The sequence below is a fragment of the Gimesia sp. genome (assembly GCF_040219335.1).
GTDB lineage: Bacteria > Planctomycetota > Planctomycetia > Planctomycetales > Planctomycetaceae > Gimesia.
Map to the genome: position 1 here is coordinate 357,206 of NZ_JAVJSQ010000031.1, position 14,050 is coordinate 371,255.

The window sequence follows — 14,050 nt, forward strand, 5'->3', positions numbered from 1 at the left end:
AAGAAATCACGAGGGGGTGAGCCCGAATGCAATTCTGGCCGAGCGCAGCGCGCAGGAGGTCCCAGCTAACGGGATCAATTCACAACAGAGAACCCCATTCGTTCGCACAAGTGGGCTTGAGGCACACGCACACTCCTCATCGTCTGCACCGCGACCACCTGTTGCCTGCGGCAATACCGGATTACATCCGGTACCACCCATTAACCCATCCGCACACGAACCTGTCGCTTTTCGTGTCTTTCGTGGTTTTCGTGGTAGCAAAAACACGGGTGCCAGCTGTCGGCTTGCCCGACAGTGCGTGAGTGATGTGCGTCAGAATTCAGATTTAAACAGCCCGTCCCGCGTTCGCGCAGAACTGGTAATATACCTCTTCCGATTTCACGAGCTGATCGATTTCGACCCACTCATCCACCGTGTGGGCCTGGGCGATAGAACCGGGGCCAAAGACCATTGAAGGCACGCCACTCTGATTCACACGGGCTGCGTGCGTACCGTAGGGGACACCCACTTTTTTGTGACCGGGCTCCATCGTGTCGATCACCTTCAGCAGTCGATCGCTCCATGCACCATTATTGTGATCGGAGAGAGAAACGCCGGTAATCCACGGCGGCAGCATCTCGAATTCAAAAGGCAGCTGCTCTTTGAGATAGTCTTCCACCTGGTTCATCACATCGATGCCGTCTTCGCCAGGAATGACGCGGCGGTCGATTTCAATCGTGCACCAGTCCGGCACAATGTTGACGCTGTCGCCCCCTTCGATCACGCCGACACTCAAGGTCGGCGGACCGCACAACGGATGTGCTTCCCTTTTCGTCAGCTCATCCGCGTAGACCTGCAGCGCCTTGATCACATCCGCCATCCGGTAGATGGCATTTACGCCATCATTGGGTTGTGAACTGTGACAGGCCTTCCCGGTCGTCTTGATTTTCCAGCGGGTCGCGCCACGATGGGCCACGACGATATCCAGCATCGTCGGTTCGGCCACGAGTCCCAGATCGGGAGGCGCGGTCAGAATCTGGCTCAGCCCACTCGGGTTTTCCCAGAGCTGGACCAGGTGGTTGATGCCCTGCACGGTTGCTTCTTCATCGCAGGTACAGGAGAGAATCACATTCGCCGCCTCGGGAGGATTGTCCTTCACCAGTCGCGTGAAGGCCATCAGCATCGCCGCCATGCTGCCTTTGACATCGCACGCACCGCGACCATAAATCCGGCCGTCTTTCTCGGTCCCTTCAAAGGGGGGCACGATCATCCCTTCCGCGGGAACCGTATCCTGGTGCACGTCCATCAGAATCGTGGGCACACCCTCTTTAACCGGCGTGCGGGCGATCACATTATTCCGCCCGGGAACCACTTCGATTGATTCATATTCGACTCCCAGTTCTTCGAAATAGTCACACAGAAACTGGGTCAGTCTGCCTTCAAAATAGATATCACCGGAAACAGCGCGGCCCATGGGATTCACGCTGGGAATGGCAATCAGTTGTTTTAACAGCTGGACGACATCCATCAAAAAATAACCTTTTCTCGAGCCCGCTTTTGAATACTCTCGCGCTGAATTTTTTGTAGTTTTCCACAGCCAGTGTCCCTCAACTGCAGCCCGATTTCTACTGATAACGCATTCAGTTTCTTAAGTTGGTTGAATTTTACAGCCCGGACCGACTCTAATATCAGTAGACCGCGTTTTACCCAAATCACGCTGACCACAAACTCCAAGGAGCCTTACATGAGAAACATACTGAACTGGTCCGCCGCTCTCCTCGCGTTGATCATCACCGCAGCCCCCCTGCAGGCGGATCCGATCCCCGGCGTCGGTCCGGTAAGCGACCCCGTCAAAGTCTTTTCTGATTTCAAATTCACCGAAGGTCCCGCCTTCGACCTTAAAGGCAACCTCTACTTCACCGATATCCCCGCCAACCGGATCTACAAAGTCGATACCGATGGCAAACTCAGTGTCTTTCTGGAACCTTCCAATCACTGCAACGGCCTGATGCTCGATGGCTCCGGCAAACTGCTGGCCTGCGAAATGGATGGCCGCCTGGTCAGCATCAATCTGAAAAACAGGAAAGTGACGCCGCTGGTCTCTGAATACGAAGGCAAACGCTTCAACGCACCGAATGATGTCGTGGTAGACAGTACAGGTGGTATCTATTTCACCGACCCGCATTTCCGCGCTCCCGAACCCCTGCCGCAGGGAACCGTCGCCGTTTACTATCGCTCCGCAGACGGCAAGGTGAGCCGGATCATCGACGATATCAAAGCCCCCAACGGCGTGATTCTCTCTCCGGATGAAAAAACATTGTACATCATCCCCAGTATGCAAAAGGAGATGATGGCGTATTCCGTAACCGCTCCCGGTAAAATTGGCAAAGGCCGCGTATTCTGCACGCTGAAGCAGGCTGAAGGCTACAAAGAACCGGGCAGTGGAGGTGATGGCCTGACCATCGATACCAACGGGAATCTGTATATCACAACCGGTCTGGGGCTGCAGGTCTTCTCGCCGGAAGGCAAACTGCTGGGCATCATCGATGTCCCGGAAAAGCCGGCCAACGTCACTTTCGGCGGCAAAGACAACTCAAGCCTGTTCATTACCGCACGCACTTCGCTGTACCGGGTCGATACACAGGCCCAAGGGCACCGGTTCCCGGGAAAATAATTCTCAGGCCGATCTGACAACTGATACGCATTGTCGCACCTGTTTCGATAATGCCTGAACTGGAATAATCCGCACGCTGGTCTGGCTGAAACGCCGATAAAAAGACCAGCGTTTTTTCATGTCATGTGAGCCGCATGCAACTTTTAACCGTTGACCCACCTGAACCCAAATAATTTTTCCCGATTATCATCTTCCCGGCGTGCGGGAATTGTGCTGGCTTTCTCAACAAGTCATAATCAAAATTGCTGCTCAAAAATGACCAGATTAACGGAATTTGCTCTGAAAAATACAATTTTCCCCTCATGACTCGGTTGGAGATTAGTGTCCGATGTCTGTTGAAATTAAGGTCCCCTCAGTCGGGGAATCCATCACCGAAGTCCAGATTGGTGCCTGGCACGCGGAACAAGGCAAATGGGTCGCTCAAGACAGTGAAATCGTTGAGCTCGAAACCGACAAAGCCACCTTCGATGTGCCGGCCCCCCTTGATGGGATCATCGTCGAAATCCTGAAGAAAACCGGCGAAATGGCTTCCGTAGGCGAAGTTATCGGCTACCTCGAAGAAGCCGAACGCCCTGCAGACCAGGCCGCTCCTGCTCCCGAAAAGAGCCCCGAGAAAGCAGCCGCTGCTCCCGCCCCCAAAGCGGAAGCCCCTGCACACGCCGGCGGCGGTTCGGATGATCGGGTCATGCCGGCAGCCGCCCGCGTCATGGCAGAAAAGGGACTCTCCCCGGCTGACGTCACCGGCACCGGACCCGGTGGCCGGATTCTGAAAGAAGATGTCCTCGCTCACCAGGGTGGTGCTGCCTCCGGCAACGGTGCCTTCCGCGAAGAAGAAATCGTCCCCATGAGCCCCATCCGCAAGAAGATCGCGGAGCGGCTCGTCGAAGCCCAGACCAACGCAGCCCTGCTGACGACCTTCAACGAAGTCGACATGTCTTCCGTCATGGAACTGCGGTCACAATACAAAGACCTGTTCCTCAAGAAATACGACGTGAAGCTCGGCTTCATGTCCTTCTTCGTCAAAGCAGTCGTCGACGGCCTGAGCCAGTTCCCGCAGATCAACGCTGAGATCCGCGGTACCGACCTGGTCTTCCGCAACTACTACGACATCGGGATTGCTGTCGGCGGTGGAAAAGGTCTGGTCGTTCCCGTCATGCGGAACGCAGAACGTCTCAGCTTCGCTGAAATCGAACTCAAGATCAACGACTTCGGCCAGCGGGCCCGGGCCAACAAGATCAGCCTGGAAGAACTGCAGGGCGGTACCTTCACCATCACCAACGGTGGTGTCTATGGTTCGCTGCTCTCCACACCGATCGTCAATCCGCCGCAGAGCGGCGTGCTCGGCATGCACGGCATTCAGGAACGGCCCATCGCCGTGAATGGTCAGGTTGTGATTCGGCCCATGATGTACATCGCGCTCACCTACGATCATCGTGTCGTCGACGGCCGGGAAGCAGTTGTCTTCCTCAAACGGGTCAAAGAAGCACTCGAAGAACCCGCTCGCATGCTGATGGAAGTCTGATAACAGTCAAAACGCGCATCTAAGAGGTTTGGAAAGGTTTCCTGTCGCTGCAGGAAAAAGTGAAAATGAACCACGATCTGGTTATTATCGGTGCTGGTCCCGGAGGATACATCGCAGCCATCCGTGCTGCACAACTCGGTCTCAACGTCGCCTGTATCGAAAAAGAACGTATGCTGGGCGGCACCTGTCTGCGGGTGGGCTGTATCCCCAGTAAAGCCCTGCTGGAATCCAGCGAGCTTTATCGCGAAGCCGAACACACCTTCAAAGATCGCGGTATCAACGTCGGCGACCTGCAGCTCGACCTGGAAAAGATGCTCAGCCAGAAAGATCGCACCGTCAAAACCATGGGCGGTGGTATCGACTCGCTGTTCAAAAAGAACAAAATCACCCGCTACAGCGGTCACGCTACCATCACGGCACCGGGGAAAGTAGTCGTCGATGACGGCAATGAACAGACCGAACTCGACGCCAAAAACATTCTGATCGCCACCGGCAGCGAACCTTCCACTCTGCCCGGCATCGAACTCGATGGCGACAAAGTCGGCACCAGCACCGAAGCCCTCGCTTACGATGAGGTCCCCAAACACCTGGTGGTAATCGGCGGTGGTGTGATTGGTCTCGAACTGGGCGCTGTCTGGAACCGCCTGGGTGCCAAGGTCACCGTACTGGAATACCTTGACCGGATTCTCCCCACGACCGACACCGAGATCGCTAAAGAAGCACAGAAGATCTTCGAAAAACAGGGACTCGAATTCCAGCTGGGTTGCCGCGTAACCGGCGTCAAAGTCAACAAGAAAACCTGCGACGTGGAAATCGCTGACAGCAAGTCAATCCGCTGTGATCGCGTACTAGTCGCCGTCGGCAGACGTCCCAACACCGAAAACCTGGGACTCGAAAACGTCGGTATCGAAGTCGATCAACGAGGATTCATTCCCGTAAACGCTCACTTCGAGACTTCTGCCAAAGGCGTTTACGCCATCGGCGATGTTATCGGCGGTGCCATGCTGGCTCACAAAGCGGAAGACGAAGGGGTTGCCTTCGCCGAGTACCTCGTCACCGGTTATGGACACATCAACTACGACACCATCCCGAGTGTCGCTTACACCAACCCGGAAATCGCTGCCGTCGGTAAGACCGAAGAACAGCTCAAAGAAGCCGGGATCGAGTATCGCAAGGGTTCCTTCCCCTTCCTGGCCAACGGCCGGGCCCGCGCGATGGGACAGACAGAAGGACGCGTCAAAATGCTGGCTGATGCCCAGACCGACCGCGTCCTGGGCGTGCACATCCTGGGACCGCGTGCCGGGGATCTGATCGCCGAGTGTGCCGTCGCCATGGAATTTGGTGCCAGCAGCGAAGACATCGCCCGTTGCTGCCATGCCCATCCGACCCTGGCAGAAGCCATCAAGGAAGCAGCACTGGCCGTCGATAAACGTACCCTCAACTTCTGAAATGCAACCGCAGGCCTGTCAGCTTTCAGAAACCGTTTTCCCCACGCCGGAAGAAAATCTGGCGCTGGAGGAAAGCCTGCTCTACCAGATCAACGAACAGGATTCAGCCGGCTGCCTGAGGCTCTGGGAAGTCGACCAGTACACGGTCATCATGGGCAGCTCGAATCAGACGTCCTGTAACGTGGATCTGGAAGCGTGCCGACGGGATCAGATTCCGGTCCTCCGTCGTTGTACCGGCGGGGGAACAGTGCTGCTCGGCCCCGGTTGTTTCATCTTCTCCCTGTTCCTGCGGATCTCCCCGGATCAGCATCTGGCAGGCATCGAAGCCACCACTCGTGACATCCTGGACCGTATCCGCGATACCTTCAACACGCGTTTCCCGAAACATTACATCGATCTGCAGGGAATCAGCGACTTGACGATTGAGGGCCACAAATTCTCAGGCAATTCCCAAAGATGGCTGACGCGCACCCTGCTGCATCACGGCACGATTCTCTATGACTTCGATCTCGACCTGATTCCCCGCTACCTGACGAGCCCGGAGCGGGAACCCGAATACCGATCGCAGCGCAGCCACCTCGAGTTCGTCACTAACTACCCGGCGACAGCCGCCGAACTCAGGCAGGCATTGATCGACACCTGGCAGGCAGACCAGGGAGAACCCGCGCTGCCTGTCGAGTGCGTCCAGCAGCTGGTCTCGGAAAAATACGCGACGGAGAAATGGAATCTCCGCCGCTGAGTTCATATTCCGTTAAGTCAGAGCGCCCTGCATGGGCTGTTCGCTGTCTTCCGGGTTTGGCTCTGCAAAATGATCTTCGATCACCCGCATCTCTTTCCAGCGTCCCGCCTGGAACCGAATCAGGTAACCGATTCCCATGATCGAGATATAGGAAGTACAGGCTACCCAGCTGCCAAACAGCTTTTCGTCGGCGTCCGCATACATCCAGATCAGGAACGTGGGAATTACCATCACCGCCCAGCCGGTCAACAGCGAGAAAAACATACAGAAACGCGTATCGCCGGCACCACGGATGGCCGATCCAAAGACGACCACCAGGGCATCGAAGAACGAAAACAGAGCCGCAAAACGCAGTAAAATCACCGCAGCCTGTTTGACCTTTAGAAAGTCTTCCGTGATGACATCCGGCTCATAGGGACGCAGTAACAGATCAGGAAAGCCGATGTAAATCACCGCAAACAGCAGCATATAAGCCGCTGAGGCCGCAAACGCTTTCCAGGTGGTTCTGACTGCCAGTTGCGGACGTCCTTCACCAATCCGCTTGCCCACCAGGGTCATCACCGCGGTCCCGACCCCCATCATGGGGACGAAGGCCAGCGAGTTCAGGTTAAAGGCAATCGTGGTCGCTGCCAGCTCAATTTTCCCAATCCGCCCCACCAGTACGATGAACAGCGTGAAGCCGATGATGTCAATGAAATACAGCAAACCGTTGGGAAACCCATAACGGATCAGACGCACAAACAGTTCCCGATTGAACCGCCAGTGATTGAACAGACCATATCGACGGGCCTCATGCCTGGCCAGAATGATAAACAGATACAGCATCAGTGTCACCACATTCGCAGCCACCGTCGCAATCGCCGCACCGCGGATTCCCAGTGCCGGTATCGGACCGACTCCGAAAATCAGCCAGTAATCCAGCAGCATATTCACGAGCACGCTCACCAGGTTGACCCACATCACCACCATGGTCTGACTGCGCCCCGTGTAGAAACAGGAGAGCACCGTCGACAACAGCGCGGGCCCCGACCCCAGACACAGAATCGAAAAGTACTCTGCTTCCAGCGCCTGAACTTCGGGCGTATGGCCGATCCAGTGAAAGAAGGTTCCCGCGAAAGGGACGCCTAACAGCAGCAGACCGCCCCAGATCAGCGCCAGGTAAACTCCCTGCCAGACCGATTCGGAAACCCGCTGCCTCTGATTCGCTCCCTCGTACTGTGCCACGAATGTATTCACATACATGGCTTTGCCCATCGCGATCGACATGATCGTCCATTGGATCATGCCCGCAGGCAACGCCGCCGCTACCGCATCCGTCGACCACCAGGTCAGAAAGATCCGGTCCACCACATGCATGATCGACAGTGACCCGCAGCTCAGCACCAGGGGCACTGCCACATTGGTCAGTTCGCGCAGGCTCCCCGGCGTCACAGTGGAGGTGTGCTGGTTGAGGGAAGAATCTTCCATCGGGAACAATCCGATCACGATAAAGAGAGCGCTGACTTACAATCGAGAGGATTGTAGTGAAGAGAAACAGAATCGGCGAAGCCGGTCCATCAGCATATCACAATTTTCATAAACTGACCTCTCCACGACACGCTCGTTGCAGCAGAAGTTCGCAATTCAAAGGAAACACAGCGTCGCCTCCCTGGAAAAACCAGGCCGATTATGTGTTCATTTTCGCAGCATTTCCAATTTCATCTGGACCTGATTGGCGATTCCTAGTTTAATTCGCGATCTATACGGGCCAGTTCCGGATTTCAGCCGAGTGATTTATATCATTTCGACAGTCACCACCGAGCATAACCCATAGATATGAATAGACTTACAAACAACATACTGATCTCGAATTCCAGAGTGTCTACCGTGAACAGCTTTACCAGAATTCTGCATTACGTCTGGCCTTTCCGCCGTCGACTGATTACCGCATTCTTTTTTGCCGTCCTGGTCGCCATTCTCTGGGGGGCGAATCTGTCCGTCACCTTCCTGGTGGTCAAGGTACTCCTGCAGGGTGAACGCATCGATCAGTACGTGCAGACACAGATCGTCGAGACCGAGGATACGATCAAAGACAAGGAACGGGTCCTCAAAGAAATCTCTGGTAAACTCCAGGCGTATCAGATCGATCATTCCGTTGAAGATCTCTCCACAGCCGAGGCCGATGCCACCAAGTTTGCCGATGCCCCGGTGAAGCTGCTCAGCGAACATTCAAGACAGCAGGAGGATATGAGCATCGCCTCCCGCAAGCTGTTTGCACTGAAATGGATTGAATCAAACATCCTCCCCTGGGTCCCCGACGACCAGTTCGATACGTTTGCGATGATCCTGGGACTGCTCCTGGTCACGACAATGATCAAAGGCGTCTGTATCTTTACGCAGGATGTCATCGTGGGAGGCGTGGTAGAACTGGCCACGATGTCAATTCGCAAAGAATGTTTCCGCAAAGCACTGGACCTGGACTACCAGAGTCTCTCGGATGAAGGGACCGCCTCCCTGATGTCCCGCTTCACGTTTGATATGCAGCAACTCTCCCAGGGCCTGACACTCATGGGGGGGAAAATTATCCGTGAACCCCTCAAGGCACTGGCCTGCGTCGTATTCGCTTTCATGGTCAACTGGCGTTTAACTCTGCTTTCATTCGTGTTCGCTCCGCTGATCGCCGTCGTCTTCTATAAAATTGGTAAAACGCTGAAGCATGCCAGCCAGCGAATGATGGAAAGCATGTCCCGCATCTATAAAACACTGGAAGAATCCTTCGAAAGCTCGAAGGTCATTATCGCCTTCAACGGTGCACGCAAACACCGCAGTCGTTTCCATCACGAAAATAAGGAGTACTTCAAGAAAGCACTCCGCATCGTCCGGATCGACTCACTCACCAGCCCCACCACCGAAATGCTGGGGCTGATGGCGATCTTTATCGCCCTGATTCCCGGTTCCTATCTCGTTCTAAGGGGTAAAACCGAAATCTGGGGCATTCAACTTGCGTCTGCCCCGATGGACATCGCCACCCTGTCGATGATGTACGCCCTGCTGGCCGGCATCACCGACCCGGCACGAAAAATGTCCTCGGTCTACTCAAAACTGAAACGAACCGCTGCTGCCGCCGAACGCATCTTCACGGTCATGGATCGCGAATCGCTCGTCAAAGAGACGACTGATCCAGAACCGTTTCCGCAGAAAGTGGAATCCGTCCGTTTCAATAAAATCGATTTCACATATGCTCAGAGAAAAGAGTCCACCCGCAATAACGAACCAATCCTGGACGGCGTCAACCTGGAAGTGGCCGCAGGAGAGGTTGTGCTGGTGGTGGGTGAAAACGGTTCCGGTAAATCCACACTCGTGAATCTGCTCCCCCGGTTCTACGATCCGGACAAAGGCAATATCTTTATCAATGAAGTCGATATCCGCGACATGCGTCTGCGAGACCTGCGCAACCATATCGGCGTCGTTTCACAGGAAACCATGCTCTTCGACGATTCGATTCTGGAAAACATCCGCTACGGGCGCCCGTCCGCCAGTCGTCACGAAATCGAAGCCGTCGCTAAAAAAGCACATGTCTCCCAGTTTGCAGAACAGATGCCCGACGGACTGCACTATGGCGTTGGTGAGAAAGGGCACGAGCTTTCCGGTGGACAGCGTCAGCGAATCGCCCTGGCGCGGGCCTTCCTGCGTGATCCGGAAATTCTGATCCTGGACGAAGCCACCTCAGCCATCGACTCGCAGAGTGAAATCCTGATCCATAAGGCGCTCAAGGAATTCGCTCCCGGACGGACCGTATTCATTATTACGCACTCGGTCGGGCAGAGCCTGCTCGAATTTGCGACCCGTGTCGTCGTTATGGATTCGGGGAAAGTCGTTGCCACCGGCCCCCACAGTACCCTGGTCGATACCTGTCCGCAGTACCAGAACCTGCTCAGCGCCCAGGTCAGACAGCGCACAGCCTGACAGGTTATCAGGATGCGGAACGCGGGGTCCGTGTGGTATTCCCCTCGAAGTCAGATTAAAAACTCGACGCATCAGGCGGGAATCGATATCATATCAACTTGAGTGAGTCGTTCCTGCCCGTCTATTTTTTCTTATCTGCTCAATCCAGGAATCTATACCATGAGATCAATGATCGTCACTGCACTGCTCGTCCTGCTGGCTGTCGTCCTCTTAGGTGCCGGCATCACCCTGTCATCAGAGAAACCGGTCAGAGCAATCCGCCCCAGCAACGAAATTGAAGCAGATTATCCCGAAGACCGAGATTTCTTCCTGGCACAGTCCGATGAGAGAGAACGGGATCGACGTCCCGAACATCCGCCTCATCCGCGGGACCGTCATCCGCGAGAACATCATCCGGAACACGAGCGGCACCGGGCCCATGCTGAAGCAGAACATCGAAACATTGAACGGGAGATGGACGAACATCGTCACCGGATTCAGAACATGCACGTGGCAGCCGAGCACCTCGAACAGGCGGGTATGCACGATCTGGCTCATCGAATCCATCAGGAAGCCAGGGAAAACGAACAGCACCTCCGCGAACGCCTCGAACGACATCAGCATACCAAACATCGGCATCCCCATGCCGGCCCTGAGGTGCATGAACTGCTCAAGCAGCTTCGCAATGAAGTCCACGAACTCAAACGCGAAGTCCGTGAGCTCCGAGAAACGGTCGCGAATCGGGCAAATAATACGTCAAACGGCTGATTTCCGGTTGAGAACACCTGAGAAACACGAATTGATTCGTGTACTGCCAGTCAGTAGAATAATGCAGACCTGTACCCATGCGTTCTGTCTACATTCTACTGATTGAAAGTCCGGATCTCTAAGATGGCCTCCCCTGCATCGATTTCCTGCCCCCATTGCGCAGCGAGTTTCAATATCAAGTCTCAGGCTGCTTTCGGGAAGAAAGTCAAATGCCCGAAATGCGAGACGCCATTTGTCATTGAAAAACCGGCCCGGAAATCGTCCGGTCCACGCAAGCAGCCGAGTCGTCGCTCCCCGCAGGATGATGAGTTTGGTTTTGAAGACGAGTCAGACGAACCCCTGTTCCTGGAAGAAGACGAAACTGACTGGGAAGACGACCTGAGTGACGGTCCTGCCGTCAGACCTGCGAAACAGCCCCGGCAGAAACCAAAACCGACCCGTAAAAAGTCGAAATCGCAGCAGAGCTTTCTGGGCGCGCTGCGCAAATATGGTTTCTCTCCGTTTGTCGTCTTTCCCCTGGCCATACTGCTCTGTCTGTACGGCTTCTTTTTTGTGACAGGTAATACTGTCAGTACAACGATTGTGATGTTCATCGTCGTTTTCTTCGCCATGGGGTGCACGGCCGTCGGCGGCATCGGACTGCTGATCCTGGCAGCGGAGGAGAGCTTTGGTGAACTTCTGCTCTGTTTCTTCGTGCCCCTGTATTCGCTCTTTTATGCCATCACCCGTTTTGAACGGACCAAAGGGCCCTTTGCCGCGATCTTCAGCGGGGTCGTAGTTTACCTGGTTGTGGGACTATCCCTGATCATCGGGAAAGAAACGCATTCCGGTCCCTTCGCGAAAGATGGTCCGGGCGGACGCGCACAGAACAACGTCGCTCAGGTCGATCCGGATGCGGATGTTGACCTCGAAGACCTGAAGGAATTTCACATCCAGCTGCATACTCCCCTGCCTCTGGAATGGGCGGAACCCGGTAACACCTCGGCCAATGTTTTTCAGGAACGACCTTCTGCCTCTATCGGCAGGATGTTTGAAGTGACCAGTTCCCCTGATCCCGATCAGCCAGATGCGCCTGCCAGCCGGATGAAGTTTCGTGTTTTCCTCCCCCCGAAAGGACAAGGAGAGAAATTCCCCTGCGTGATTGTTCCCCCGGCCGGCTCTACACTGCTGACAGGCATGGAAATCGACGATACCGTTAACACGCAGAACCCGGAACACGAACCTTACGTCAAAGCCGGCTTCGCTGTGATCACCTTTTCCATCGACGGTGACCTCGGTGCTGGCGATCAGACCAGCAATGCCGAGTTCATCAAGGCACATGAGGCCTTTCGTAGAAGTAAAGCCGGCATGTTGAACTATGCCCAGGCCCTCTCGCTGGCTAAGTCAACTATACCGGAAATTGACACCAGTAATATCTTCCTGGCCGGTCACAGTTCAGCCGCCACTCTCTCACTGCTGTTTGCGGAACACTGTCATCAGCATTTCTGGGATCCTGACACGATTAAAGGCTGCCTCGCTTATGCTCCGTCTGTCGATCCCCAGAAGTTTTTTGCTAACCACCTGGGTGAAATCAAGCCGTTGATTCCCGATGTCGAAGAATTCATCCGCCTCAGTTCTCCCAAAGAACATTCTCAATCAATCTCGTGCCCCGTTTTTCTCTTCCATGCACGCGGAGATCAGGTGACCTCCTTCGTGGCATCGCGACAGTTCGCAGAACAGTTGAGAGCACAGGGAGTCGATGTGAAGTTCGTGGCGAGTAACGGCAGCGACCATTATCAGACCATGGTCGATGAAGGAGTTCCCCAGGGAATCAAGTGGATTCAGGATCAACTAAAGGCACAACCTTCACAACCTCAGGAAGATGGTTCTCCCGGACTTGATCCACAACTGGCTGCGATGAAACAGGCGGCCCAGTCGCGTATCGATAAGACCCGCCAGACAAAACGAAAAATTGACTCAGGCAGTTCGGCGTCCGCTCATCTTGAAAAGATGCGCGCGTCGCTGGAGAAAGTGAGAATCGCCCGGGACGGAGAAACTCGGAGATACCGGTTTCAAATCGCTGGTTTCACTCCCGAGTTTGAACAAAAGCTGAAAAAACAAGCGCCCTTTTTTCTGAATTCGCTTGAGTCCTCATTCGACGTCGCCATCCTCGGGACGAAAGGCGACAACGTCATCATCAATTTTTACGAGATGACAATTACCTTCGATTATGCCGGCGAACTTCCGCAGAACCTCAGGGAAAAAATTGCCAACCAGAAATCGACTAAAGTCATGCTGCTGTCTGACGCGCCCCCCAAAAACTTACCAATCGATAACGAGTCAGTTGAGGACGAACAGAATATTGATCTCATGACATTCCGAATTGAAAGTATTAACCACGTACGCTTTCCTGGTGACACATTTAATCCCATCGCGGCCCAGCGCATGGCTGAAAGATCACTTAGAGGTATTAAAGAATACATCCCCGACTCCCTGGTGATGAATTATGACCAGAAGTGGGCTGCCATCAAAGTCAAAGCCAATGACGGTAAATTCGGGATTGAGATTAGGGCTGAGAGTGCGTTATCCAGCGCAGGGATTCGAGTTGATTCGGAATGGATCAAACTCAAGGAAGCGGATCTGACTTTAGCACAGAATTTGGGGAATTCGTCCCCGGATGCCACGCCGTCTTCATCTGGTAACATGCCACCTGCTGCCACGGCAAAGCAGAAATATATCATCCACTACGGCGTTTACGGCGGTGACAACGTTACCGACTCGGCGCGCCGCTGTCTGAAAGGGTTTGTCTGGGTCGATCAGGAATCGGTGCACTTCAATCCCGATAAGAAAGAGATCACGTTCGAAAATCGCAGTACTGTCGACCAGGGAGCGCTGGACCGTGCTCTCAAACGGAATAAATTTTATCAGGTTATGATTACCCGGGAAGCGGTCCCCACTTCTCCCGCTGAGAAAACGTCAGACAAGGCCGACGCAGAGACCGAATAGTTCGTCAAGCT

The 14,050-nt window shown here is 54.5% G+C and carries 9 protein-coding genes; 7 read left to right on the plus strand and 2 right to left on the minus strand.

All coding sequences use genetic code 11. The annotated features are described in order from the left end of the window. Positions 1-325: 325 nt before the first annotated feature. On the minus strand, positions 326-1,507 hold the full coding sequence (locus RID21_RS26305) for a M20 family metallopeptidase (protein WP_350194125.1): 1,182 nt from the start codon (positions 1,505-1,507) through the stop codon (positions 326-328). 216 nt (positions 1,508-1,723) lie between these two features. Here RID21_RS26305 and RID21_RS26310 point away from each other — a divergent pair, with 216 nt between their 5' ends. The 4 genes from RID21_RS26310 to RID21_RS26325 all read left to right on the plus strand — a co-directional run bounded on the left by RID21_RS26310 (position 1,724) and on the right by RID21_RS26325 (position 6,362). Further along, a complete protein-coding gene (locus RID21_RS26310; protein ID WP_350194126.1) occupies positions 1,724-2,653 on the plus strand; it encodes an SMP-30/gluconolactonase/LRE family protein in 930 nt (309 codons plus the stop codon). Positions 2,654-2,981: 328 nt separating this feature from the next. Then, entirely contained in the window at positions 2,982-4,175 is a 1,194-nt protein-coding gene (gene odhB, locus RID21_RS26315) for a 2-oxoglutarate dehydrogenase complex dihydrolipoyllysine-residue succinyltransferase (protein ID WP_350194128.1), read from the plus strand. 65 nt (positions 4,176-4,240) lie between these two features. Continuing rightward, a complete protein-coding gene (gene lpdA / locus RID21_RS26320) occupies positions 4,241-5,623 on the plus strand; it encodes a dihydrolipoyl dehydrogenase (RefSeq protein WP_350194130.1) in 1,383 nt (460 codons plus the stop codon). 1 nt (position 5,624) lies between these two features. Continuing rightward, positions 5,625-6,362 carry a lipoate--protein ligase family protein gene (locus tag RID21_RS26325; RefSeq protein ID WP_350194132.1) on the plus strand — a complete coding sequence of 246 codons (738 nt, stop codon included), beginning with the start codon at positions 5,625-5,627 and terminating at the stop codon, positions 6,360-6,362. Between the two features lie 12 nt (positions 6,363-6,374). On the opposite strand, the gene RID21_RS26330 is transcribed toward RID21_RS26325, so the two are convergent. Then, positions 6,375-7,829, minus strand: a complete 1,455-nt coding sequence (locus RID21_RS26330; RefSeq protein ID WP_350194134.1) for an MATE family efflux transporter — start codon at positions 7,827-7,829, stop codon at positions 6,375-6,377. 399 nt (positions 7,830-8,228) lie between these two features. Here RID21_RS26330 and RID21_RS26335 point away from each other — a divergent pair, with 399 nt between their 5' ends. The 3 genes from RID21_RS26335 to RID21_RS26345 all read left to right on the plus strand — a co-directional run bounded on the left by RID21_RS26335 (position 8,229) and on the right by RID21_RS26345 (position 14,039). After that, positions 8,229-10,307, plus strand: coding sequence for an ABC transporter ATP-binding protein (locus tag RID21_RS26335; RefSeq protein WP_350194136.1), 2,079 nt, complete (start codon positions 8,229-8,231; stop codon positions 10,305-10,307). Between the two features lie 159 nt (positions 10,308-10,466). Further along, positions 10,467-11,054: a hypothetical protein gene (locus RID21_RS26340; RefSeq protein ID WP_350194138.1), complete on the plus strand. Its 588-nt coding sequence runs from the start codon at positions 10,467-10,469 to the stop codon at positions 11,052-11,054. Between the two features lie 123 nt (positions 11,055-11,177). Continuing rightward, a complete protein-coding gene (locus tag RID21_RS26345) occupies positions 11,178-14,039 on the plus strand; it encodes an MJ0042-type zinc finger domain-containing protein (RefSeq protein WP_350194140.1) in 2,862 nt (953 codons plus the stop codon). The last annotated feature ends 11 nt before the right edge of the window (positions 14,040-14,050 follow it).

Bases quoted from the DNA above. Each gene is read 5' to 3' on its own strand.
- RID21_RS26305 (WP_350194125.1), bottom strand. From the start codon at position 1,507: ATGGATGTCGTCCAGCTGTTAAAACAACTGATTGCCATTCCCAGCGTG.
- RID21_RS26310 (WP_350194126.1), top strand. From the start codon at position 1,724: ATGAGAAACATACTGAACTGGTCCGCCGCTCTCCTCGCGTTGATCATC.
- odhB (WP_350194128.1), top strand. From the start codon at position 2,982: ATGTCTGTTGAAATTAAGGTCCCCTCAGTCGGGGAATCCATCACCGAA.
- lpdA (WP_350194130.1), top strand. From the start codon at position 4,241: ATGAACCACGATCTGGTTATTATCGGTGCTGGTCCCGGAGGATACATC.
- RID21_RS26325 (WP_350194132.1), top strand. From the start codon at position 5,625: ATGCAACCGCAGGCCTGTCAGCTTTCAGAAACCGTTTTCCCCACGCCG.
- RID21_RS26330 (WP_350194134.1), bottom strand. From the start codon at position 7,829: ATGGAAGATTCTTCCCTCAACCAGCACACCTCCACTGTGACGCCGGGG.
- RID21_RS26340 (WP_350194138.1), top strand. From the start codon at position 10,467: ATGAGATCAATGATCGTCACTGCACTGCTCGTCCTGCTGGCTGTCGTC.
- RID21_RS26345 (WP_350194140.1), top strand. From the start codon at position 11,178: ATGGCCTCCCCTGCATCGATTTCCTGCCCCCATTGCGCAGCGAGTTTC.